Here is a 23,267-nt window from a genome sequence, read left to right as displayed (position 1 = left end):
TCAGTCCATATCATCGTAGGGAGCCGAATAGTGCGGAGGATTCACCTCTGTATCGAGATGAGAGCCATCCTGGGGGGTGATGCTCGGATGCTTTTCGCCCATGTCAGCGCCTACGGCGAAGCTCTCGTTCGAGATCGCCCAGCTGCGACGCCTGAAGTTCGGCAAGAAGAGCGAGCAGCTCGATGCCGAACAACGCGCGCTGTTCGACGAGGCTCTGGACGCCGACCTTGCCGCGGCTGAGGCGCAGCTCCAGGAACTGCTGGGCAAGAAGAAGCCGCCGGCTACGCCTGGCGCGATGCCTAAGCGCACCGCCTTGCCGGCGGACCTGCCGCGCGTGGACTGCCACCACGAGCCCGAGAACACCCGCTGCGCGTGCGGCTGTGCGCTCAAGCGCATCAGCGAGAAGCTGGACTACACGCCGGGCGTGTTCACTGTCGAGTGCCACATCCGCGGCAAGTGGACCTGCGCATAGGTGCCGAACGCTGACCCAGGCGCCGGTCCCGGCGGAGATCATCGCCAAGGGCATCCCCACCTCCGGGCTGCTCGCGTAGGTGCTGGTCGCAAAGGACTCCGACCATCTGCCGCTTACATGGTCGTCCCTAGGCAAGCAGGAATAAGCTGCGTGAGTGAATCGGGAGGTTTGCGTAGCTGATGGCTGGCCAGCAGCGTCTGCGCCGGCGGCTTCACCGGCACGAAGCGCATGTGCGGGCGGGTTGCCGCCTCGCAGATCGCTGCGGCATCGGCCGCACCGTTCTTGCGTCCCTTGCCGGCCATGCGGTAGGGCGTGACGAAGTGGCCTGCAATCAGCCGCGCATCCAGCCCATAGCCGCGCAGCTTGCGTGCCCAGTGATGCGCACCGCCGCAGGCCTCCAGGGCCACCAGGCAGCCGGGAGGCAGCTCCGCGCACCAGGCCGCAAACTTGTCAGCGGCCAGCGCCTTGGCAACCACCACGCGCGCATCCACCGCATGCACCTAGATAACCCGCTTGACCAGATCCACCCCGACTCGGGCAATCTCGTTCATGGACTTCCCCTTTCACATGGCTGCAGATTGATGACTTGGGGAGCACCATCGCGGTGGCAGCCAACATTTGTTTCCTGGCTGCTTACGATTGAGTCACATCAATCGGCCAGCAGATCGCTGGATGTTGACTCTTGACTTTCGGCATGTTATGCGCAATATCTTGCAAGAATTTCCTCGAGCGAGGCCGCGTTACGACGGAACTTGTGGGGGTGGTATGACAGCGCGCCAGCAGGCGATCTTCACACTCGACGAGTTGGCTGCCTACTTGAAAGTCGGCAAGCGGACGCTTTACCGGCTCGCCGCGCACGGGGAAATTCCGGCCTTCAAGGTCGGCGGGACGTGGCGGTTTCGTCAAAGTGAAATCGATCGATGGATCAATGATCAGATCCAAGCAGGCAGAAAGAAGGAGGTGATACGCACAGATGAGCAGCCGAAGTCAGCGAAACATCCCGTGTTGCCTGGGCGCGCTATCCATAGCCGCAGGCAAACGGATTGAGTGAGTCTTCAATTGATTTCTGGAGGTATGACATGGACATTGATTTCAAGAAATTGGCTCCCTGGAACTGGTTCAAAAAGGAGCAGGAAGAACAACAGAGCACTGCCTCGCTGCCGGTGCAGCGCAATGACCTGCCGGTGGCGGGTGGGCCCGTCAGTCCCATCCTGCAATTGCATCGCGAGATCGACCGCCTCTTTGACGATGCGTTTCGAGGCTTCGGCTTCCCGGCGCTGGCCATGCCGCGATGGCCGTCGGACTGGCCGGGCATGCTGAAGCCGGCACTTGACATCCAGGAAACCGACAAGCAGTACAAGATTTCCTTGGAGGTTCCCGGCGTCGAGGAAAAGGATATCCAGATCACGCTCGACAACGACGTGCTGATGGTACGGGGCGAGAAGCGCCAGGAGCAGGAAAAGAAGGAAGGTGGCTTCCATCGCATCGAACGCTCCTACGGCAGTTTCCAGCGTGCCCTGAACCTGCCTGACAACGCCGACCAGGAATCGATCAATGCCGCATTCAAGAACGGCGTGCTCACGATCACGATGGAAAAGCGCGAGGCCAGTACGCCCAAGCAGGGGCGCTCGATCCCGATCAACGGCTGACGCGGGGCAGCGCGTTTTTCTCAAAAACCACAAAGAGATGAGGCACCGTGATCGGCGGTGCCTCGTCAGATCAATCTTTACAGGAGCATCAGCATGGCCAGAAAACAATGCCAAGTCTGCGGCCAGCCCGCCACGGTGCGGGTGGAAGCCAATCTCAATGGTCGCCACAGCACCATGCTGTTGTGTGACGATCACTATCGCCAACTGGTGCGCCAGCAAAAGCGCACCGTCTCACCGCTGGAAGCCTTGTTCGGCTCGCGCAGCGGGCTGTTCGAAGACTTCCTTGGCAGCGACTTCTTCCGCATCGGTGACGACGCACCGTCCATGGCGGCCGATACCGACGAGGTCGTCGATGCCTCGTTCGGCGAACCCGCCCCGGCCGGTACGGGCACCGCGCGCCGTCGCGGCAGTGGGCTCGCCAGCCGTATCAGCGAACAGTCCGAGGCCCTATTGCAGGAGGCCGCCCGACACGCTGCAGAGTTCGGGCGCGCCGAAGTCGATACCGAACACCTGCTGCTGGCGCTATCCGACAGCGACGTGGTCAAGACCATCGTGGGGCAGTTCAAGATCAAGGTCGATGACCTCAAGCGCCAGATCGAATCCGAAGCCAAGCGCGGCGATAAGCCGTTCGAGGGCGAGATCGGCGTGTCGCCCCGGGTCAAGGACGCGCTCAGCCGTGCTTTCGTGGCCTCCAACGAACTCGGCCACTCTTATGTCGGGCCGGAGCATTTCCTGATCGGGCTCGCCGAGGAAGGCGAAGGTTTGGCGGCCAACCTGCTGCGCCGTTACGGCCTCACGCCGCAAGCGCTGCGCCAGCAGGTAAGCAAGGTGGTCGGCAAAGGGGCCGAGGATGGCCGCGCCGAGACGCCGACCAACATGCCGGAACTCGACAAGTATTCGCGCGACCTCACCAAGATGGCGCGCGAGGGCAAGCTCGATCCGGTCATCGGCCGCGCGCAGGAGATCGAGACGACCATCGAAGTGCTGGCCCGGCGCAAGAAGAACAACCCGGTGCTGATCGGCGAGCCCGGCGTCGGCAAGACCGCCATCGTCGAAGGGCTGGCGCAGCGCATGGTCGCCGGCGAAGTGCCCGAGACGCTGCGCGACAAGCGTCTGGTCGAACTCAACATCAACGCCATGGTGGCAGGCGCCAAGTACCGCGGCGAGTTCGAGGAGCGCGTGCAGAAGGTGCTCAAGGAAGTGACCGAGCACCAGGGCGAGCTGATTCTCTTCATCGACGAGGTGCACACCATCGTCGGTGCAGGCCAGGGTGGCGGCGAAGGCGGGCTGGACGTGGCCAACGTGTTCAAGCCGATGATGGCGCGCGGCGAACTGAACCTGATCGGCGCCACCACGCTCAACGAGTATCAGAAGTACATCGAGAAGGACGCCGCGCTGGAGCGTCGCTTCCAGCCGGTGATGGTGCCCGAGCCGACGGTAGCGCAGACCATGATGATCCTGCGCGGCCTGCGCGACACCTTCGAGGCGCACCACAAGGTCAGCATCACCGAGGATGCGATCATCGCCGCCGCCGAGTTGTCGGACCGCTACATCACCGCGCGCTTTTTGCCTGACAAGGCCATCGACCTGCTCGACCAGGCGGCCGCACGCGTGAAGCTGTCGGCCACGGCCCGCCCGGTGGCGGTGCAGGAGCTGGAGTCCGAACTGCACCAGCTGCGGCGTGAGCAGGACTATGTGGCCTCGCGCAAGCAGTACGACAAGGCCGCCGAGCTGGCAAGCACATCGAGGCCAAAGAGGCCGAACTCAAGAAGCTTGTCGAGGAATGGGAACGCGAGCGCGCCTCGGGCAGTGCCGAAGTCAAAGCCGAGCATGTCGCGCAGATCGTCTCGCGCCTGACCGGCATTCCGGTCAACGAGCTGACGGTGGAAGAACGCGAGAAGCTGCTGCATCTGGAGCAGCGGCTGCACGAGCGCCTCGTGGGCCAGGACGAAGCGGTGCGCGCGGTGGCCGATGCCGTGCGGTTGTCGCGCGCGGGCCTGCGCGAAGGCAGCAAGCCGGTGGCGACTTTTCTGTTCCTCGGGCCGACCGGCGTGGGCAAGACCGAGCTCGCCAAGGCGCTGGCCGAGTCCATCTATGGCGATGAAGGTGCTCTGCTGCGCATCGACATGTCCGAGTACGGGGAACGCCATACCGTGGCACGCCTGGTGGGGGCGCCTCCGGGTTACGTCGGCTACGACGAGGGTGGCCAGCTCACCGAGAAGGTGCGGCGCAAACCCTACAGCGTGTTGCTGCTGGACGAGATCGAGAAGGCTCACCCCGACGTCTACAACATCCTGCTGCAGGTGTTCGACGACGGGCGGCTCACCGACGGCAAGGGCCGGGTGGTGGATTTCACCAATACCATCATCATCGCCACCTCGAACTTGGGCTCGGACATCATCCAGCGTCGGCTGAAGGCCCGTGGCGCCGCCGGCGAGGAATACGAGAAGACCAAGGGCGAGGTGATGGACGTGCTGCGCGGACACTTCCGCCCCGAGTTCCTCAACCGCATCGACGAGATCATCGTCTTCCATGCGCTGGGCAAGGAGGAGATCCGCCATATCGTCGGCCTGCAGCTCGATCGTGTGGCCCGCAACGCCGCCAGCCAGGGCGTGACGCTGACCTTCGATCAGACCTTGATCGATCACTTCGCGGAGGAAGGCTACAAGCCCGAGTTCGGCGCGCGTGAGCTCAAGCGGCTGATCCGCAGCGAGCTGGAAACTGCTCTGGCGCGCGAGATGCTGGGTGGCGGTATCGGCAAGGCCGATCACGCCAGCGCCCGCTGGGACGACAAGGCCGAACGGGTGGTCTTCGAGCGCCAGGAGCCACCCGCGAAGCCGGCCGAGCCTGAGAAGCCCGATGCCGCGAACGCGGCCGAGACGCCGCCTAGCGACGCGAGCAAGCCTGCGCGCAAGAAGAAGTCAGCGGGCGGCGAATCTTGAGTCATGGGGAGGCTGTCGTGTCCGACCCCAACGGGCTGACATGGGCAGCCACCCTCGTGTCGCTGGCGGTCGCTATCCCCACAGCGGGGCACGCGGTCATCTACAAGCGTGACCCTCGATCGGCCACGCTGTGGGTACTGCTGATCGCCTTGTTGCCGCTGGGCGGTTCGCTGCTGTATGGGCTGTTCGGCATCAACCGTTACCAGCGGCGGGCGCGGCGGCTCTTCCCGGGGGCAGATCCTGCTGTTCGGCAGGACCTCTCGCCCACGATGCCCGAGGCTGTATCGCCGCCGCTTGCCGGTCTGGCCCACCTGGTGGGACGCGCCACCGGCCAGTCGCTGACCGGCGGCAACCGCATCGAGCCGCTTGTCGATGGCGAGCAGGCCTACCCGGCCATGCTCGCCGCCATCGAGTCGGCGCGGCACAGCGTCGCGCTGGCCTCGTACATCTTCGACAGCCAAGGCATCGGGGCGCAGTTCGTCGATGCGCTGCGCCGGGCTCATGAGCGCGGCGTGCAAGTGCGGGTGCTGATCGACGACGTGTATGCCCGCTGGACGCCCCGCAGCGCCTACCGCGCCTTGCAGCGCGCCGGCGTTCCGGCGGCGACGTTCAACCCGACGTTGATTCCCGCGCGCCTGCATGCCGCGCATCTGCGCAATCACCGCAAGCTGCTGGTGATCGATGGCGAGACGGGTTTCACCGGCGGCATGAACATCTTCAGCCCGTATTGGCGGCCCGATGCGCCGGAGCAGGCCTGTCACGATTTGCACTTTCGTCTGCGCGGGCCGGTGGTTGCGCATCTGATGCGGTGCTTCACCGATGATTGGTGCGATACCACGGGCGAGCGGCTCAGCAAGGGTTTCTGGGGCGAACCGCCCGCAACGGCTGATGAGCAAGGAACCTCTTGGGCGCGCGGCATCGAGGCCGGTCCCGATGAGGCCCTGGACAGGATGCGCTGGACCTTCATGGGCGCTTTGAGCGCGGCGAAGCATTCGGTGCGCATCTGGACACCTTACTTCGTGCCCGATCAGACGATGATGGCGGCGCTGAGCACGGCCGCGTTGCGCGGCGTGCGCGTCGAGGTGCTGACGCCCGCAAACGGCGACCATCCCACGGTGCAATGGGCCGCGCGCGCCCACTACTGGCAGGTGCTGGAGCACGGTGTACGCATCTTCGAACGGCCTGGCCCGTTCGACCACAGCAAGCTGATGCTGATAGACGGCCAGTGGTGCTGCCTGGGTTCGGCCAATTGGGATGCGCGCAGCCTGCGCCTCAACTTCGAGTTCAATGTGGAGGTGTACGACACCGCGCTGTCTACGCGGCTGGAATCCCTTTTTGATGCCGCCCGTGATGCATCGAACGAGATATCGGCCATGGCGTTGCGCGCCCGCCCGCTGGCCATCCGCTTGCGCGACGGGGTGGCCCGTCTGTTCACCCCCATTCTCTAGCGGCACGACTTGCGAGGAACATTGCCCATGGAAAAGAAAGATCAATGGAACATTGGCTACTGGATCGTCGCCGGCCTGTTGCTGCTGACGCTGCAGAACTACTGGCAGGCGGCCAAGACCGTCGAGCCCGTGCCCTACAGCGAATTCGAGAAGGCGCTGGCCGAGGGGCGCGTCGCCGAAGTGCTGGTGTCGGACCGCACGGTCACCGGGCGCCTGAAATCGCCGGACAGCCGGGGCAAGACCACCATCGTGGCCACTCGCGTCGAACCCGACCTGGCCGAGCGGCTGTCCAAGTACGACGTGCCTTACGCGCGGGTGGTGGAAAGCACCTGGCTACGTGATGTGCTCTCCTGGATTCTGCCGGCGGTGGCCTTCTTCGGCGTCTGGTTCTTCCTGTTCCGCCGCTTCGCCGAGAAGCAGGGCATGGGCGGCTTCCTGAGCATCGGCAAGAGCCGTGCCAAGGTATTCATGGAGAAGAACACTGGCGTGACCTTTGCCGATGTCGCTGGTGTCGATGAGGCCAAGGCCGAGCTGGTCGAAATCGTCGACTTCCTGAAGAACCCGCAGGATTACGGCCGCCTCGGCGCGCGCATCCCGAAAGGTGTGTTGCTGGTTGGCCCGCCCGGCACGGGCAAGACCCTGCTGGCCAAGGCCGTGGCGGGCGAGGCCGGGGTACCGTTCTTCTCTATCTCCGGCTCGGAGTTCGTCGAGATGTTTGTCGGCGTGGGCGCGGCGCGCGTGCGCGACCTGTTCGAGCAGGCGCGCGGGCAGGCGCCGGCCATCATCTTCATCGATGAACTCGACGCGCTGGGCCGTGCACGCGGCGTCGGCGGGCCCATCGGCGGCCACGACGAGCGTGAGCAGACGCTCAACCAGCTGCTCACCGAGATGGACGGCTTCGACAGCTCGGTGGGGCTGATCATCCTCGCCGCCACCAACCGCCCCGAAATCCTCGACCAGGCGCTGCTGCGCGCCGGCCGCTTCGACCGCCAGGTGCTGGTGGACCGGCCCGACAAGAAGGGACGGCTGGACATCCTGAAAGTCCACGTCAAGAAGGTGACGCTGGCTCAGGATATCGATCTCGAACAGGTGGCTGCGCTGACCACGGGCTTTTCGGGTGCAGACCTCGCGAACCTGGTCAACGAGGCCGCGCTGGCCGCGACCCGGCGCAAAGCGTCCGCCGTGGAGTTGCAGGATTTCACCGCCGCCATCGAGCGCATCGTGGCGGGCCTGGAGAAGAAGAACCGAGTACTCAATCCCAAGGAGCGGGAAACCGTGGCCTATCACGAGATGGGCCATGCGCTGGTGGCGCTGGCGCTGCCCGGCACCGACCCCGTGCACAAGATCTCAATCATCCCGCGCGGCATCGGCGCGCTGGGCTACACGCTGCAGCGCCCCACCGAAGACCGCTTCCTGATGACGCGCGCCGACCTGGAACACAAGATTGCCGTGTTGCTGGGCGGGCGTGCCGCCGAAAAGCTGGTGTTCGGTGAGGTGTCCACTGGGGCCGCCGATGATCTCGCGCGAGCCACCGATATTGCCCGCGACATGATCACCCGCTTCGGCATGGACGAGGGGCTGGGCTACATCGCTTTCGAGGCGCATCGGCCTCGGTTTCTCGATACACCGGAACTGGCCCACGGCGGCTGCCGGGTGGCCGAATCGACCCAGGCGCGCATCGATCAGGCCATCCGCGACATCGTGATGGGCGTGTTCGAGCGCGCCTACCGGATCCTCGACACCAACCGCGCGGTGCTGGAGCGTTGTGCGCGCGAACTGCTGGCGCGGGAAACGCTCGACGAGAACGACATCCGCCAACTGACGCAGGGCTTGCAGTCCGAATCCCGCGCGTCGGAGCCCCTCCAGCCCGAAACCTCACTCCCTACACCCCAAGGGGCCACACCATGAGCGAACACCTTCACCTCGTTTGTCCGCACTGCCAGTCCATCAACCGCGTGCCGGCCGCCAAGCTCGCGGAACATCCCAACTGCGGCCGCTGCCAGCAGCCCTTGTTCACGGGCGAACCCATCGAGTTGACCACGGCGACGTTCTCGCGCCACGTGGAGCGCAGCGATTTGCCGCTGTTGGTCGATTTCTGGGCACCTTGGTGCGGGCCGTGCAAGATGATGGCCCCGCAGTTCCAGCAAGCGGCGCGCCAGCTCGAACCCAGGGTCAGGCTGGCCAAGGTGAATACCGAGGCTGAGCCCCACCTGGCCGCGCAGTTCGGTATCCGCAGCATTCCGACACTCGCCCTGTTCCAGGGGGGACGTGAGATCGCCCGTCAGGCCGGCGCCATGGGCGTGCAGGACATCGTGCGCTGGGTATCGGCACAGCTTGGGCGCTGACCGATGCAGGGCCTGCTGGGCGTTACGCTGAGTCTGCTGGCGGCGTGCAGTCTGGCGGCTGTGGTGACGGCTGCGCTCAGAGTGCCCGCCTTGCTGGGTTACCTCGCCGTCGGCGCCTTACTGGGCCCCTCAGTCACCGGCGTGATCGCGCCGGGAGAAGCGCTTGATTTTCTGTCCGAGCTGGGAGTGGCGCTACTGCTGTTCATGGTCGGACTGGAATTCTCCCTCGGGCACTTTTGGCTCACTCGCAAGACCGTACTGGTGGCTGGCAGTTTGCAGATGGCCGTTGTGGCCGCACCTCTGACCCTGATGCTGATGGGGTTGGGGCAGCCAGCTCAGAGCGCTGCGCTGCTCGGCGCTGCGGCGGCCATGTCTTCCACGGCGCTGGTCAGCCGGCAGTTGGCCGACCAGGGTGAACTCACCACACGCCATGGCCGCAGCGCCATCGCCGTGCTGGTCTTTCAGGATCTGGCCAGCGTGCCCCTGTTGGCCTTGCTGGCGATCTGGGCGCGCGGCGAGTCGCCGAAGGTCGAGAGCATGCTGCTCGAAGTGTTGGGCGTGCTGGTGTTGTTCGCAGCAGCGGCGGTTGCTTCGCGCCGTCTGTTGCATGGCCTGCTGGGCTGGGTGGCTCGCCAAGGTCATGAGGAAGCGTTCGTGCTCGTCTCCTTGTGCGTGGTGGTGGCTGCCGCCGCCGCTGCGCACGCGGTCGGCGTATCCGCCGCCCTAGGGGCCTTCCTCGCCGGGATGGTGCTGGGCGAGAGCGACTTCCGGCACCACATGGAAAGCCACCTCAGGCCGTTTCGCGATGTGTTGTCGGGCGTGTTCTTCGTGACCATCGGCCTGCAACTGGACGGAGCACAGATTCTTTCGGCACCGCTGACGGTGTTGGCGTGGCTGGCAGTGCTGGTACCGGTCAAGATCGGGCTCAACACCCTGGCCTTGCGGGCGACGCGCCTGTCCGCCCTCGATGCCTGGCGCACGGGCATAGCGTTGGGGCATGGCGGCGAGTTCGCCCTGCTGTTGTTGGGCATGGTCTTGCAGCAGCATCTGATTCCCGCGACCGTCGTACAACCCATGCTGGTCGCGCTGGTGCTCAGCATGGCCTTGGCACCGCTACTGATCCGCCATCACGATGTACTTGCCCGGTTCTTGAGCCGCACCGGCGGCGTCATTCAGCCACCCCAGGCTGAAGAAGTCGAGATCGCCGCGCAGACGGCGCGATATCGAGACCATGTCATCGTTTGCGGCGCGGGCGAGCTTGGCCTGACAGTCAGCGAGATTCTTCGCCACGCCGGCGTGGCGCATCTGCTGCTGGAGGCGGACGCGCAGAAGGTCGAGGCCGCGCGTGCCGCCGGCGCGCCGGTGTTCCATGGCGATGCCAGTCGGCCCGATACCTTGCTGGCTGCCGGCTTGACGCATGCGCACATGGTGGTGCTGACGTTCGCCCATGCCCAGCAAGCGTTGCGCATCGCCCAGGCGATTGCCGAGCGCCGTCCGGCGCTGACCTTGTGGGTTTCATGCAGAAGTACGACCGCGGCCGATGCATTTCGCGCCATGCCCAACGTGCGCGTGTACCATCAATCCTTTGCCGCAGCTATTGGGCTGGCGGAACAGGTGATGTCGACGCTTGGCATGTCGACCGAGCTGATTGAAGGACACATCAGCGCAATGCGCCGCCGTCTCGACAGCAGCCGTTTTCCAGGGAGTTCATCGTCATGAAATCAACACGCCTTAACCCATTTCAGGTCTTCCGTGACCAATGGGCCATCATGAGTTTTTACGAGCGCTTCGAGCAGGTCGTCGCGCTCGTGCTGTCGGCGGTGATTGCCGTCATCATCGTGGTGTCGCTGTTCCAGCTCATCTCCATCGTCTTCACGCTGCTGGTTCTCGATGCCTTCAATCCCCTGGATCACAAGGTATTCCAGAGTGTGTTCGGCATGATCATGACGCTCTTGATCGCGATGGAGTTCAAGCATTCCATTGTTCGCGTGGCGCTGCGTCGGGACAGCAACATCCAGGTCAAGACCGTGATCCTCATCGGTCTGATCGCGCTGGCGCGCAAGTTCGTGATCCTTGACCCCGAGGCGAGCCCCGCAAAGATAGCCGCGCTGGCAGGCGCCACGCTGGCGCTTGGTGCCACTTACTGGCTGCTGCGCGAGCGCGACGACCGCGCCGCCGAGACATCTGAGCATGACCCGTCATCATCCCAGTGACCCGCGCGCGGCGTTGTTGCAACACCGCTGGCTCAACCGCCTGCAGACCGGACTGTTGGTCCTGACCCTGGTCGGGATCGCAGCCGCAGCAGGGAGACTGCCGTTTGGGGAAAGCGACCTGTGGCTCGCGCTGTTTGCCGTTGCAGGCACGCTGCTGCTGGAACCGGCAGCCGCATCCGCCTTGACCTTGCGCCTATACCGCGCCCGGGCGCTGCACCCACACGAAGCCCCGGAAATTTGGGCCCTGTTGCACGAGCTGTCCGTCCGTGCCGGTTTGCCCGCAACGCCGGTGCCGCACTACGTGCCCAGTGCCGTCGTCAACGCCTTCGCCACCGGATCGAAGCAGGAGGCATCGATCGCCCTCACCGATGGCCTGCTGCGCAGCCTGAGCCCACGCGAGCTGGCGGGTGTGCTCGCGCACGAGATCGCGCACATCGCCAGTGAGGATCTGCGCGTCATGGGGCTGGCGGATTCCGTCAGTCGCTTCACGAGCCTACTGGCCCTCATGGGACAAGTCGCGATCCTGCTGAGCCTGCCCGCGCTGCTGGTTGGCGCGGCGGAGGTCTATTGGCCTGGTTTATTGTTATTGGCCGCATCGCCTCAGCTGGCCCTGCTCGCACAGCTCGGCTTGTCTCGCGTGCGTGAGTTCGACGCTGACCGCCTCGCTGCGGAACTGACGGGCGACCCGCAGGGGCTGGCGTCCGCGCTGGCGAAAATCGAGCGGGTCAGCCGCTCCTGGCGTGCCTGGTTGTGGCCGGGATGGGGTGATCCCGAGCCCTCCTGCTTGCGCACGCATCCGGCCACGCAAGAACGCATCTCACGCCTACTGACGTTGGCGCCTGGGCCAGCATCAGCGTTGCCACTCCACGCGCCCATTTCTTGCCGGAATCCGCTGTGACGCCGCGCCCGCCGCGCTGGCACCCGAGCGGGCTGTGGCGCTGATTGCCTATCAACAGGAGACTTCTCATGGCCTACCCCGACCCGTACCCACGCCCCGCACCGGACCCCTTCATCCGGCGCTGGCTCTTCATCACCGCCTGTATTGCCACGCTCATGCTGCTGTGGCAGTTCCTGCCCGCCATCGAGGCCTGGTTCAGTCCGCGCGAGGCGGCAGATCGCACCGTGACCGCGCGTGGCGATCTGGCGGCGGACGAGAAAGCCACCATCGAACTGTTCGAAGAATCGCGCGCTTCGGTGGTCTACATCACCACTGCGCAGCTGGTGCGCGACGTCTGGACTCGCAATGTCTTTTCCATGCCGCGCGGCACCGGTTCGGGCTTTGTCTGGGACGATGCCGGCCACGTCGTCACCAACTTCCACGTCATCCAGGGTGCTTCTGAAGCCACGGTCAAACTCGCCGATGGCCGCGACTACCAGGCCGCACTGGTGGGGACGAGCCCCGCGCACGACATCGCTGTGCTCAAGATCGGCGTCGGTTTCAAGCGCCCGCCGGCCGTGCCGGTCGGCACCAGTGCCGACCTCAAGGTGGGTCAGAAGGTGTTCGCTATCGGCAACCCCTTCGGCCTGGACTGGACGCTCACCACCGGCATCGTCTCCGCGCTCGACCGCTCGTTACCCGGAGAAGCGGGCGGCCCGGCCATCGATCACCTGATCCAGACCGACGCCGCCATCAACCCTGGCAACTCCGGTGGGCCGCTGCTCGATTCGGCAGGAAGGCTCATCGGCATCAACACGGCGATCTATAGCCCCTCCGGCGCCTCGGCCGGGATTGGTTTCGCCGTGCCGGTGGACACCGTCATGCGCGTAGTCCCGCAACTCATCAAGACCGGTAAGTACATCCGTCCGGCGCTGGGCATTGAGGTGGACGAACAGCTCAATCAGCGCCTGCTGGCGCTGACTGGAAGCAAGGGCGTGTTCGTGTTGCGTGTTACCCCTGGTTCGGCAGCGCACAAGGCCGGCCTCGCGGGTGTCGAAGTCACGCCGCAAGGCATCGTGCCGGGCGACCGCATCATCGATGTTGATGGCCAGGCGACGGACGATGTGGCCAAGCTGCTCGCGCGGCTAGACGACAGGAAGGTCGGCGATGTGGTGGTCTTGTCAGTGGAGCGGGCCGGCAAATCGCGCGAGGTGCGTGTGGAGCTGCAACCCGGGAATTGATTGAACTGAACCTGTGGATCAGGCGGTAGTGCAGCGTCGCGGCGATTGAGGTTCTCAGGTCTTCGGCCAGGTAGCGTTCCGCCTCAACCTCCGTAATTTTCGGATGCGATCTGCCTATCCGAATAGGCAAGCATGCAACGCCGGAACCTCTTGCCAATCATCGAAGGAGAAAGCGAGGCGCAATCCGCATGAGGTGGACGCAGGCCAGGAACGAGGCAAACAGGAGGCCGCATTGGAACTCAGACTACTGCGCTACTTCGTTGCGGTCGCGGAAGAACTGCATTTCGCGCGAGCGGCCGAGCGCCTTGGCGTAGAACAATCGCCTGTGTCGCGCGCAATGCGAAATCTCGAAGCCACGCTCGGCGTGCAGTTGTTCGACCGCAGCGCGCACCAGACGCGACTGACCTGGGCCGGTCAAGTGTTCCTCGGTGAGTGCCGGCGCGTGCTGGCCACCGTGGAGCAGGCGGTGAGTGCCGCAAAGGCGGCGGCGCAGGGCTATCAGGGTTATCTGCGCATCGCCATCTGCGACAGCTTGGCGCAGCCCCACATTGCCACCTTGATGGCGCGCAGCCGCGAGGAAGAGCCCGAACTGGAGATTCGCGTCTTCGAGCTGCCTTTCGCGCAGCAGCTCAAGGGCCTGCACAACGATCTGCTGGACATCGGTTTTGCGCTGTCGGACGCGGTGAGCGAAGGCCTTGTCGCCGAGCCCGTGTGGACCGATCCTCTGTCGGTGATCGTGCCCGTGCGCCACCCCTTGTTGGCGCACGCGGAAGTGCCATTGGATGAAGCCTTGAAGTTTCCGTTGGTACTGTGCCATCCGGACGCGGGATCGGGCTGCCACCACCAGATCCAGGCGGTGCTTCAAGGTGCGTCCAAGCCGCTCAAGCTGGTAGATCAGGTGACGAGCCTAGGCGTGATGCTGACTCTGGTCGGTGCCGGTTATGGCCTAGGTTTCGCCATTGCCTCGCAGGTGCAGACCCTGAACCGCCCCGACATAACCGTTCGCCCCTTGGCCGGCACGCCGCCCATGCTGTCCACCTACCTGCTGCGCCGCAGCGCCGAAGCCTCTGAGCCCATGAAGCGGTTTCTGCAGCGCGCCCGCGAGGAGTTCCTGCCAAAGGGAGATGAACCGGCCTCGTGACGTTGAGCGCTCGGGTACATTGGCTACTGCTGGCTGTCCATGGCTCGCACTGGACTTGCTCGGAGCGCGCGTTGACCAAGCGTGGTTTTTCAGTCCATAATTATGTCCATCTCGGTTCGCCGAGTGCGGAAAACTCGTTATCAATCAACGAGTTGGGAACACGATGATGTTCCCATCACCCGCTCCAGTCACCGCTTCAGCCTCTGGCTGAACGCATTCAGCCTCTTTCCTCTTGTTGTTCTGGTTTGCCCCGCGTGCGTTGCGCGGGAGGCGGCATGTTTGCGCTCCTTTGCGCCATTGCAGCCGGGCTGTTGTTCGGGGGCGGGCGGAGCGCAAGGCACCAACGCCCCGTTTCACGCAGGGGTGGTGCTCTCCATGGTTTTAGGTATTTTTGGCCTCTAGCGCTTTACCATAAAGCGTTAGTAGCTATTAAAATAATAGCAGTTGACGTACGATTGTTCATTGCTTTTCCTGGATATCCCCTAGGCACAGATACTTGATCTCGACGTAGTCGTCCATGCCGTGGTGCGAGCCCTCGCGGCCCAGGCCCGACTGTTTGACGCCGCCAAAGGGCACATGCTCGGTGGCCAGAATGCCCACGTTGATGCCCACCATGCCGTATTCGAGCGCCTCGCCCACGCGGAAGATGCGGCCCACGTCGCGGCTGTAGAAGTAGCTCGCCAGCCCGAACTCGGTGTTGTTGGCCGCAGCAATGGCCTCCTGCTCGGTCTTGAAGCGGAACACCGGGGCAAACGGGCCGAAGGTTTCTTCGCGTGCGCACAGCATGTCGGGCGTGGCGTTGGCTACCACCGTGGGCTCAAAGAACTGGCCCGAGCCCATGCTTTGCAGGCGTTTGCCGCCCGCCACCACCACACCGCCCTTGGCCACCGCGTCATCCACATGGCGCTGCACCTTCTCCAGTGCGGCCTCCTCGATCAGCGGGCCCTGGTTCACGCCGTCCTCAAAGCCGTTGCCCACCTTGGCGGTTTTGACCTTGGCGGCAAATTTGGCCACGAATTCGTCGTACACGCCTTCCTGCACATAAAAGCGGTTGGAGCACACGCAGGTCTGCCCGGCGTTGCGGTACTTGCTGGCAAAGGCGCCTTCCACGGCGCTGTCGATGTCGGCATCGTCAAACACGATGAAGGGAGCGTTGCCGCCGAGTTCGAGCGACATTTTCTTGACCGTGGGGGCCGACTGCGCCATCAGGATGCGGCCCACCTCGGTGCTGCCGGTGAAGCTGATGTGGCGCACCACGTCGCTGGCGCACAGCACCTTGCCGATGGCAATGGAGTTGGCGGCATCGGCCGAGAGGATGTTGAGCACGCCCGCCGGAATGCCCGCGCGCACCGCCAGTTCGGCGGCGGCCAGGGCAGTGAGCGGCGTCAGCTCTGCGGGCTTGATGACCACCGGGCAACCGGCGGCCAGCGCCGGGGCGACCTTGCGGGTGATCATGGCCAGCGGGAAATTCCAGGGCGTGATCGCTGCGCACACGCCGATGGGCTGCTTCAGGACCAAAAGGCGCCGGTTGTTGTCGAACTGGGGCAGCGTCTCGCCATTGACGCGCTTGGCTTCTTCCGCAAACCATTCCACAAAGCTGGCGCCGTAGGCCACTTCGCCCTTGGCCTCTGGCAGCGGCTTGCCCTGCTCGGCGGTCATGATGCGGCCCAGATCGTCCTGGTTGGCCATGAGCAGGTCGTACCACTTGCGCAGGATGATGCTGCGCTCCTTGGCGGTTTTGGTGCGCCAGGCCGGCCAGGCGGCGTTGGCGGCGGCAATGGCCGCCTCGGCGTCTGCTGGTCCCAGGTTGGCGACGTCGGCCAGCTTGGTGCCGGTGGCGGGGTCGTGCACATCAAAGCGGCTGGCACCGGCCACCCATTGCCCGTTGATGAGCGCGTCGGTCTTGAGCAGGGTCGGGTCTTTGAGCTGTGTAAGAGGCGAAGAGGACATGGCCGTGGGCATCCGGGTGAGTTGAGGGGTGAACGGGGTGGCTGGTGCAGAAATGCTGGCAAGCAGGCACAAACGAGGCAAAAGAATAGCCTGTTCACAGCCCAGTGGCTGCGCCGATGGTGACAAGGTTGCAAACTTATAATCGCCGGTTGGCCCACGCGTGCCAACCCTGTGCGGCATCGCCCCGTGCACAACCCAACGTACACACCATGAGCACTCCAACTTTTACTGTTGCCGACATCCGCAAGTCCTTTCTGGACTTCTTCGCCTCCAAAGGCCACACCATCGTGGCCTCCAGCCCGCTGGTGCCGGGCAACGACCCGACGCTGATGTTCACCAACTCGGGCATGGTGCAATTCAAGGACGTGTTTCTGGGCACCGACAAGCGCCCTTACAACCGCGCCGTTTCGGTGCAGGCCTGCCTGCGTGCCGGTGGCAAGCACAACGACCTGGAAAACGTGGGCTACACCGCGCGCCACCACACCTTCTTCGAGATGCTGGGCAACTGGAGCTTTGGTGACTATTTCAAGCGCGAGTCGCTGAAATGGGCGTGGGAGCTGCTGACCGAGGTCTACAAGCTGCCCCCCGAGCGCCTGCTGGCCACCGTGTACCAGGAAGACGACGAGGCCTACGACATCTGGACCAAGGAAATCGGCCTGCCGCCCGAGCGCGTGATCCGCATTGGCGACAACAAGGGCGGCCGTTACAAGAGCGACAACTTCTGGATGATGGCCGACACCGGCCCTTGCGGCCCGTGCAGCGAAATCTTCTACGACCACGGCGACCACATTGCCGGCGGCCCCCCAGGCAGCCCTGATGAAGACGGCGACCGTTTCATCGAGATCTGGAACAACGTGTTCATGCAGTTCAACATGGACGAAACCGGCGCCGTCACGCCGCTGCCCGCACCGTGCGTGGACACCGGCATGGGCCTGGAGCGCCTGGCCGCCATCCTGCAGCATGTGCACAGCAACTACGAAATCGACATCTTCGACCAGCTCATCAAGGCCGCAGCCCGCGAAACCGGCGTTGCCGACCTGGACAACAAGAGCCTGCGCGTGATTGCCGACCACATCCGCGCTACCGCGTTTTTGGTGAGCGATGGCGTGATCCCCAGCAACGAAGGCCGTGGCTACGTGCAACGGCGCATCGTGCGCCGCGCCATCCGCCACGGTTACAAGCTGGGCAAGAAGACGCCGTTCTTCCACAAGCTGGTGGCCGACCTGGTGCGCCTGATGGGCGATGCCTACCCATCGCTGCGCGAGCAGGAGCAGCGCATCACCGACGTGCTCAAGACCGAAGAAGAGCGCTTCTTTGAAACGCTGGCCAACGGCATGGAAATTCTGGACGCAACCCTGGACGGCGGTGCCAAGGTGTTGCCCGGTGAGGTGGCCTTCAAGCTGCACGATACCTACGGCTTCCCGCTGGACCTGACCAACGATGTGTGCCGCGAGCGCGACGTCGAGGTGGACGAGGCGGGCTTCAAAACCGCCATGGAAAAGCAGAAGGCACAAGCCCGCGCTGCAGGCAAGTTCAAGATGGACAAGGCGCTGGAGTACACCGGCGTGGCCAACCAGTTCACGGGCTACGAAAACCTTGCCGAGACTGCAAAAATCGTAGCAATTTACGTTGACGGGACAAGCGCCGCAGCCCTTAAAGCAGGTCAAACCGGTGTGGTGGTGCTCGACACGACCCCGTTTTATGCCGAGAGCGGCGGCCAGGTGGGTGACGAGGGAGTCATCACCAGCGGCTCGGCCCGCTTTGCGGTGGGCGACACCCTCAAGATCAAGGCCGATGTGTTTGGCCACCACGGCACTTTGGAAGAAGGCACGCTGAACGTGGGCGACACGGTGCAGGCGCAGGTGAACACGGCTGTGCGCGCCGCCACCATGCGCAACCACTCGGTCACCCACCTCATGCACAAGGCCCTGCGCGAAGTGCTGGGCAGCCACGTGCAGCAAAAGGGTAGCCTGGTCAACGCCGACCGCACGCGCTTTGACTTTGCGCACAACGCTCCCGTCACCGATGCCGAGATCCGCGAGATTGAACGCCGCGTGAACGAGGAAATTCTGGCCAACACCGCCACCGATGCGCGTGTGATGGACATTGAATCCGCCCAGAAGACCGGCGCCATGATGCTGTTTGGCGAAAAGTACGGCGAAACCGTGCGCGTGCTCGACATCGGCACCAGCCGCGAGCTGTGCGGCGGCACGCACGTGCACCGCACGGGCGACATCGGCCTGTTCAAGGTGGTGGGCGAGGGCGGTGTGGCCGCCGGTGTGCGCCGCATCGAGGCGGTGACCGGCGCCAACGCGCTGGCCTACCTGCAGACGCTGGAAGACACCGTCAACCAGGCCGCTGGCTCCCTCAAGTCGCCCGTGGCCGAGCTGAACGCCCGCATTGCCCAGGCGCTGGAGAACGCCCGCACGCTGGAGAAGGAAGTCGCTGCGCTCAAGGGCAAGCTGGCGTCCGCCCAGGGCGATGAGTTGTTGACGCAGGCGGTGGATGTCAAAGGCATGAAGGTGCTGGCCGTGGTGCTGCCCGGTGCGGACGCCAAGACCCTGCGCGACACCATGGACAAGCTCAAGGACAAGCTCAAGACCGCCGCCATCGTGCTGGCTGCCGTGGATGGCGACAAGGTGCAGATCGCCGCAGGCGTCACAGCCGACAGCGTGGGCAAGCTCAAGGCGGGCGAACTGGTGAACTTTGTCGCCCAGCAAGTCGGCGGCAAAGGCGGCGGCAAGCCGGACATGGCCATGGCCGGTGGAACCGATGCGTCCAAGCTGCCTGCGGCCCTGGCCTCGGTGGTCGGCTGGGTGACCCAGCAGGTGTAACGGTCAGCGGCCATGCCCGCTGATCGTCAAAAAAAGGGGGGTGGTGGCACTTTGCCCAGCGCTATTTGCCTGCCGCCCAATGCGATGCGGTGGACCTGGGTGCCATCGAGCGGCTGCTGGTCTAGAAAGCCATCCGCCGGATCGATGCGCGTGCGCAGGTCTTCACCAGGTTCTCAAAACAGCTCCACATCCTCGTTGGCCACCTTGGTTTTCAGCTGGCCGCTGGCGATGAGCTCATCGTAAAAGCAGACCTGGTTGCGGCCGTTTTCCTTGGCGTAATAGAGCGCCTGGTCGGCCTGACCCAGGATCTCTACCGGCGCGCCCCTGGATGTGCTGACAAAGCCCAGGCTCACGGTCACCTGGCCCACCTGGGGAAACGGGTATTCCTGCACGGCAAGGCGAAAGCGGTTGAACACCTTGTGGGCCGTGGCCAGGCTGGTGGCGCGCAGCAGCACCACAAACTCTTCGCCGCCAAAGCGGAAGATGCGGTCGTGGCTGCGAAAGGAGCTGCGCAGGATGTTGGCAATCAGGATCAGCACCTCGTCGCCATACAGATGGCCAAAGCGGTCGTTGACTTGCTTGAAATGGTCCACGTCCACCACGGCCAGCCATTGCTCGACAGGGGGTTCGCAGCACGATGCTTCTTCGTCAACCGCCAGGCCCGTTGTGGCCGGGCGCACGCGGCGGGCCAGGCTATCGGCGGTGCTGCGGGAAAACTGCTCGTCAAAGGTCTTGCGGTTGAGCAACCCCGTGAGGGCGTCGCGTTCGCTGTAGTCCAGCAGGCTTTGGTAGTTCTGGTAAACGTGAAAAATGCCCTGGATCACATCGAGCTTGTGGGCGGAAAAGGGGCGCGACTGCGTGATCTCGAGGCAGGTGCTGACCTTGTCGTGCATCCACACGGGCAACCACAGCGTGTAGCGCCCCTTGTCCATGCTGGCCGTGGCCCGGATTTCGCGTTTTTCGATGCACTGGCACAGGGCCGGGTAACTGTTCAGGGGCTCGCGTTGCGGGTCGCTGGCGGCTTCCGAGTCGGTGGAGACCAGGTCCCCATCCTGCACCCAGGTGCGCGGGCGCACGTGGGTGGCGCCGTCGTCGGTGAACACTTCGAGGGCTCGCACTTCGGTGGTGGCACTGAGCTTTTGCAGGGTTGAGAGCACGGACACCTCAAGGCGCAAATGGTCTCGGTGGCCGGTCATTTCGACCAGGTTTTGCAAGATGGGCTTCATGAAGGAGCTGCGGCGCTGGTAGAGGTGAGCGGGAGTGAGCGAAAGCCTGTCGGGAGCTCAGTTGCGTCGCACGAAAACTACGTCCCAGACGCCGTGCCCCAGTCGCAGGCCACGGTTTTCAAATTTGGTCAGGGGACGGTAATCGGGTTGCGGAGCAAAGCCTTCGGCGGTGTTGGCGAGCATGGGTTCTGCGCCCAGCACCTGCAGCATCTGATCGGCATAGGGTTGCCAGTCGGTGGCGCAGTGCAAATAGCCGCCGGGCTTGAGGCGCTCGGCCAGCTTGGCAACAAGGGGCGCCTGGATGAGGCGGCGCTTGTTGTGCTTCTTCTTGTGCCACGGGTCGGGAAAGAAGATGTGAATGCCGTCCAGGCAAGCGGACGGCAGCATGTTGTCGATCACCTCGACAGCGTCATGCTGCAGGATGCGGATATTGGTCAGGCCTTGCTCGCCAATGCGCTTGAGCAGCGCGCCCACGCCGGGCTCATGCACCTCGCAGCACAGGAAATTGTCGTCGGGGCGCACCCTGGCGATGTGGGCTGTGGCCTCGCCCATGCCAAAGCCGATTTCGAGTACCAGCGGCGCGCTGCGGCCAAAGGCGGCGGCCGCGTCGAGCGGGGCGGCTGCATAGGGCAGCACAAAGCGGGGGCCCAGGTCTTCAAAGGCTTTGGCCTGGCCCGTGGTGGTGCGCCCTGCACGGCGCACAAAGCTCTTGATGGTTTTGGGGTAGGCCACGCCAGGAGGCGGTGTGCCGTCGGGGGAGCGGGCGGCAGCGGGTGAGGCGGCTGCAGCGTGCTCGGGGGCTGGAGAAATGATCGGTTCGGTCACGGTGGGCCATTGTAGGTTCGCGCCCAGGCGTTGACCCATATCTCCAGGGCCTCAGGTAGCGTATTTTTGTGAATCTCTTCGACCGATGGAAGGCCGAGTACCCGGGCGGCGTCGCCCAGTGCCTGCAAGGGGGCGTGAAGATCGAGCGCTGTGGCGCCGTTTTGTTTGGAGAGCTTTTCGCCATTGGCGCCACAGACCAGCGGGGTGTGCAGGTAGCTGGGGGTCGCCACACCCAGTGCCTGCTGCAGCAGGATCTGGCGGGGTGTGTTGTCGGCCAGGTCTTCGCCGCGCACCACGTGGGTGATGTGCTGGGCCGCATCGTCCACCACCACGGCCAGCTGGTAGGCCCACAGGCCGTCTGCGCGGCGCAGCACAAAGTCGCCCACCGCGCTGGCCACATGCTGCGCCTGGGGGCCGAGGCGGCGGTCTACCCAACGCACTGTGCCATCTGCTATTGAAAATGTAGCTGCTTGCGCTTTATCTATAAGCGCTAGAGGGTGTTTTGGCTTGAAGTCCGTGGTGTTGAACCGCCAGGATCGTGCGGGCCGCCCGCGCAGGCCGTGGCGGCAGGTGCCGGGGTAGGGCAAGGTGGCATGGCGTGTGCGGTCATGGCCTTGCGCCGCGTGGGCGTCTTCGATGTCTTTGCGCGAGCAGGCGCAGGGGTAGGCATGGCCCTGCGCAATGAGCTGGTCCAGTGCCTGCTGGTAAAGGGCGCCGCGTGCGGATTGCCACACCGGCGGTGCGTCGGGCAGCAAGCCGCAGGTGGCCAGCTGCTGCAAGATGACATCGGCCGCGCCAGGAACGCAGCGCGGTGTGTCCACGTCTTCGATGCGCACCAGCCAGCGCCCGCCGCGCCCGCTGTGGCCAACTTCCCAGGCCCGCGCATCCAGCCAGCTGGCCAGCGCCGCCACCAGCGAGCCTGCATGCAGCGGGCCGGTGGGCGAGGGGGCGAAGCGGCCCTGGTAGGTGGTGGCCTCCCGTTGGGCCCCTTCGCCGCGCGTCATGCCACGGCGAGTGCCATCTCCAGGCCGGACACAAAGGCGTCTTCCAGGCGGTGGCCCAGGCACCAGTCGCCGCAGGCGCCCAAGGCCAGGCTGGCGTCCCACAGATGGCTTTGCCCCAGGGGCTGCGTGGTCTGGGCATAGCGCCAGCGGCGCGTGTCGGCATGGGCGGGTTGCGCCCGAATGCCGGTGACCTCGGAAAACGCCTTCAGCAGCTTGGATTGCACGCGATCCGCGTCGTCTTCAAGGTGTTCTGCCGACCAGGCCGGGCTGGCTTGCACCGTCCAGCGTTCGACGGTGGTGCGGCCGGGTTTGGACGACTCGCGTGCCAGCCACGAAATGCGGTGGTGGGTGCTGCGTGCCGCGTTCCACTGGGGGCCAAGGGTGGTCAGGTCCGGGCGCACGGCCTGCGGGTAGGCAAGCATGAGTGTCCAGCAGGGCGCAGTGGTCACGCGCGACAGGGCGGCGTTCAGCGGGGTGTCCAGCCCCGACACCGCCAGCAGTGCCTGGGCGGGCGTGGCGGGCTGGGCCAGCAGCACCGCGTCGAAACCGGCATAGACATGCTGTGCACCGCCCTGGCCTTCGGTGCGCACTTGCCAGTGGGTGCCATTGAGGGGGTCGCGTTCAATGCTGCTCACGCGGGTGTCGGTGATGAGCTGGCCTGCCTGCAGCAAGGGGGCGGCCCAGGTGGTGACAAGGGCGTTCATGCCCGGGCTGGCCACCCAGTGGGGTTCGCGCGTGGGTAGGCCCGCGGCCGCCACGCGGCCAGCCGCGTCGAGCACGCGCACGGCGTTGGCGCTCCAGGGCCGGCACACGCCGGGAACGGTGTCGATGGCCTGGGCAAAGCGCGGGTCGCGTACGGTGAAATATTGCGCACCCGCATCAAAGCTGCCAAAGGGGGAGTCGATGGTGGTGGTTCGACCACCGGCCTTGGACGATTTTTCAAAAACGGTGACCTGATGGCCTGCCTGCACCAGCGTGCGCGCGCACACCACGCCGGCCATGCCTGCACCAATGATGGCGAAATGGCGTGGTGTCTTGCCGGTCTTTGCTGCCTTGCCGGACTGGCGCTGGGCGGGTGCTGCTGCCGGGGTGCCGGGGCG

General features: G+C 64.7%; 15 protein-coding genes and 4 pseudogenes. 13 read left to right on the top strand and 6 right to left on the bottom strand.

From position 1 onward, the window contains the following. Positions 1-118 precede the first annotated feature (118 nt). Positions 119-548 (top strand): annotated as a pseudogene (locus DTW89_RS04080) (IS66 family transposase); the annotation flags it as partial. A 121-nt stretch (positions 549-669) separates the two neighbouring features. On the opposite strand, the pseudogene DTW89_RS04075 reads toward DTW89_RS04080, so the two are convergent. Then, a pseudogene (locus DTW89_RS04075) lies at positions 670-963 on the bottom strand (IS110 family transposase); the annotation flags it as partial. 274 nt (positions 964-1,237) lie between these two features. Here DTW89_RS04075 and DTW89_RS04070 point away from each other — a divergent pair. The 11 genes and pseudogenes from DTW89_RS04070 (at position 1,238) to DTW89_RS04020 (ending at position 14,328) form a co-directional block, all read left to right on the top strand. Next, positions 1,238-1,519 (top strand): helix-turn-helix domain-containing protein, encoded by a 282-nt coding sequence (locus tag DTW89_RS04070; protein WP_072756228.1) that lies wholly within the window; start codon positions 1,238-1,240, stop codon positions 1,517-1,519. Between the two features lie 32 nt (positions 1,520-1,551). Then, positions 1,552-2,121: an Hsp20/alpha crystallin family protein gene (locus DTW89_RS04065; protein ID WP_114654992.1), complete on the top strand. Its 570-nt coding sequence runs from the start codon at positions 1,552-1,554 to the stop codon at positions 2,119-2,121. Positions 2,122-2,214: 93 nt separating this feature from the next. Then, positions 2,215-5,063: pseudogene (gene clpK / locus DTW89_RS04060) on the top strand (heat shock survival AAA family ATPase ClpK). Positions 5,064-5,080: 17 nt separating this feature from the next. Continuing rightward, complete coding sequence (cls, locus tag DTW89_RS04055; RefSeq protein ID WP_114654991.1) at positions 5,081-6,511, top strand: cardiolipin synthase; 1,431 nt, start codon at positions 5,081-5,083, stop codon at positions 6,509-6,511. Between the two features lie 27 nt (positions 6,512-6,538). After that, entirely contained in the window at positions 6,539-8,419 is a 1,881-nt protein-coding gene (gene ftsH, locus DTW89_RS04050; RefSeq protein ID WP_114654990.1) for an ATP-dependent zinc metalloprotease FtsH, read from the top strand. Next, complete coding sequence (gene trx-GI / locus DTW89_RS04045; RefSeq protein WP_114654989.1) at positions 8,416-8,856, top strand: heat resistance system thioredoxin Trx-GI; 441 nt, start codon at positions 8,416-8,418, stop codon at positions 8,854-8,856. Before ftsH ends, trx-GI begins: the two co-directional genes overlap by 4 nt. A gap of 3 nt (positions 8,857-8,859) precedes the next feature. Then, positions 8,860-10,575 (top strand): heat resistance system K+/H+ antiporter KefB-GI, encoded by a 1,716-nt coding sequence (gene kefB-GI, locus DTW89_RS04040; protein WP_114654988.1) that lies wholly within the window; start codon positions 8,860-8,862, stop codon positions 10,573-10,575. Further along, complete coding sequence (gene psiE-GI / locus DTW89_RS04035) at positions 10,572-11,069, top strand: heat resistance protein PsiE-GI (RefSeq protein ID WP_114654987.1); 498 nt, start codon at positions 10,572-10,574, stop codon at positions 11,067-11,069. The genes kefB-GI and psiE-GI overlap by 4 nt, the downstream gene beginning before the upstream one ends. Then, positions 11,047-12,011, top strand: a pseudogene (locus DTW89_RS04030) (zinc metalloprotease HtpX). The gene psiE-GI and the pseudogene DTW89_RS04030 overlap by 23 nt, the downstream one beginning before the upstream one ends. A gap of 24 nt (positions 12,012-12,035) precedes the next feature. Continuing rightward, on the top strand, positions 12,036-13,187 hold the full coding sequence (locus DTW89_RS04025) for a S1C family serine protease (protein ID WP_114654985.1): 1,152 nt from the start codon (positions 12,036-12,038) through the stop codon (positions 13,185-13,187). A gap of 232 nt (positions 13,188-13,419) precedes the next feature. Beyond that, positions 13,420-14,328 (top strand): LysR family transcriptional regulator, encoded by a 909-nt coding sequence (locus tag DTW89_RS04020; RefSeq protein ID WP_114655032.1) that lies wholly within the window; start codon positions 13,420-13,422, stop codon positions 14,326-14,328. 459 nt (positions 14,329-14,787) lie between these two features. On the opposite strand, the gene DTW89_RS04015 is transcribed toward DTW89_RS04020, so the two are convergent. Then, positions 14,788-16,278, bottom strand: coding sequence for an NAD-dependent succinate-semialdehyde dehydrogenase (locus DTW89_RS04015; RefSeq protein WP_114655031.1), 1,491 nt, complete (start codon positions 16,276-16,278; stop codon positions 14,788-14,790). A 209-nt stretch (positions 16,279-16,487) separates the two neighbouring features. Between DTW89_RS04015 and alaS the strand changes: the two genes are divergently transcribed. Next, positions 16,488-19,112, top strand: a complete 2,625-nt coding sequence (gene alaS / locus DTW89_RS04010) for an alanine--tRNA ligase (RefSeq protein ID WP_114654984.1) — start codon at positions 16,488-16,490, stop codon at positions 19,110-19,112. Positions 19,113-19,285: 173 nt separating this feature from the next. Here the strand turns inward: alaS and DTW89_RS04005 are convergent, their stop codons facing one another. The 4 genes from DTW89_RS04005 to DTW89_RS03990 all read right to left on the bottom strand — a co-directional run. Next, positions 19,286-20,338, bottom strand: a complete 1,053-nt coding sequence (locus DTW89_RS04005; protein ID WP_114654983.1) for a GGDEF domain-containing protein — start codon at positions 20,336-20,338, stop codon at positions 19,286-19,288. Between the two features lie 57 nt (positions 20,339-20,395). Further along, positions 20,396-21,202: a tRNA (guanosine(46)-N7)-methyltransferase TrmB gene (trmB, locus tag DTW89_RS04000; RefSeq protein ID WP_114654982.1), complete on the bottom strand. Its 807-nt coding sequence runs from the start codon at positions 21,200-21,202 to the stop codon at positions 20,396-20,398. Next, on the bottom strand, positions 21,160-22,167 hold the full coding sequence (gene gluQRS / locus DTW89_RS03995) for a tRNA glutamyl-Q(34) synthetase GluQRS (protein WP_114654981.1): 1,008 nt from the start codon (positions 22,165-22,167) through the stop codon (positions 21,160-21,162). The genes trmB and gluQRS overlap by 43 nt, the downstream gene beginning before the upstream one ends. Continuing rightward, on the bottom strand, positions 22,164-23,267 hold a 1,104-nt coding region (locus DTW89_RS03990), incomplete at its 5' end, for an NAD(P)/FAD-dependent oxidoreductase (protein ID WP_114654980.1). The genes gluQRS and DTW89_RS03990, both read right to left, overlap by 4 nt.

The sequence above is a fragment of the Acidovorax sp. BoFeN1 genome (assembly GCF_003345135.1).
Classification (GTDB): domain Bacteria; phylum Pseudomonadota; class Gammaproteobacteria; order Burkholderiales; family Burkholderiaceae_C; genus Acidovorax; species Acidovorax defluvii.
This window is presented reverse-complemented; position numbering and strand designations above follow the sequence as displayed.

What these genes read in the sequence shown, in the direction of transcription:
- DTW89_RS04070 (WP_072756228.1), top strand. Translation starts at nt 1,238, where the DNA reads ATGACAGCGCGCCAGCAGGCGATCTTCACACTCGACGAGTTGGCTGCC.
- DTW89_RS04065 (WP_114654992.1), top strand. Translation starts at nt 1,552, where the DNA reads ATGGACATTGATTTCAAGAAATTGGCTCCCTGGAACTGGTTCAAAAAG.
- ftsH (WP_114654990.1), top strand. Translation starts at nt 6,539, where the DNA reads ATGGAAAAGAAAGATCAATGGAACATTGGCTACTGGATCGTCGCCGGC.
- trx-GI (WP_114654989.1), top strand. Translation starts at nt 8,416, where the DNA reads ATGAGCGAACACCTTCACCTCGTTTGTCCGCACTGCCAGTCCATCAAC.
- kefB-GI (WP_114654988.1), top strand. Translation starts at nt 8,860, where the DNA reads ATGCAGGGCCTGCTGGGCGTTACGCTGAGTCTGCTGGCGGCGTGCAGT.
- psiE-GI (WP_114654987.1), top strand. Translation starts at nt 10,572, where the DNA reads ATGAAATCAACACGCCTTAACCCATTTCAGGTCTTCCGTGACCAATGG.
- DTW89_RS04025 (WP_114654985.1), top strand. Translation starts at nt 12,036, where the DNA reads ATGGCCTACCCCGACCCGTACCCACGCCCCGCACCGGACCCCTTCATC.
- DTW89_RS04015 (WP_114655031.1), bottom strand. Translation starts at nt 16,278, where the DNA reads ATGTCCTCTTCGCCTCTTACACAGCTCAAAGACCCGACCCTGCTCAAG.
- alaS (WP_114654984.1), top strand. Translation starts at nt 16,488, where the DNA reads ATGAGCACTCCAACTTTTACTGTTGCCGACATCCGCAAGTCCTTTCTG.
- DTW89_RS04005 (WP_114654983.1), bottom strand. Translation starts at nt 20,338, where the DNA reads ATGAAGCCCATCTTGCAAAACCTGGTCGAAATGACCGGCCACCGAGAC.
- trmB (WP_114654982.1), bottom strand. Translation starts at nt 21,202, where the DNA reads ATGGGTCAACGCCTGGGCGCGAACCTACAATGGCCCACCGTGACCGAA.
- gluQRS (WP_114654981.1), bottom strand. Translation starts at nt 22,167, where the DNA reads ATGACGCGCGGCGAAGGGGCCCAACGGGAGGCCACCACCTACCAGGGC.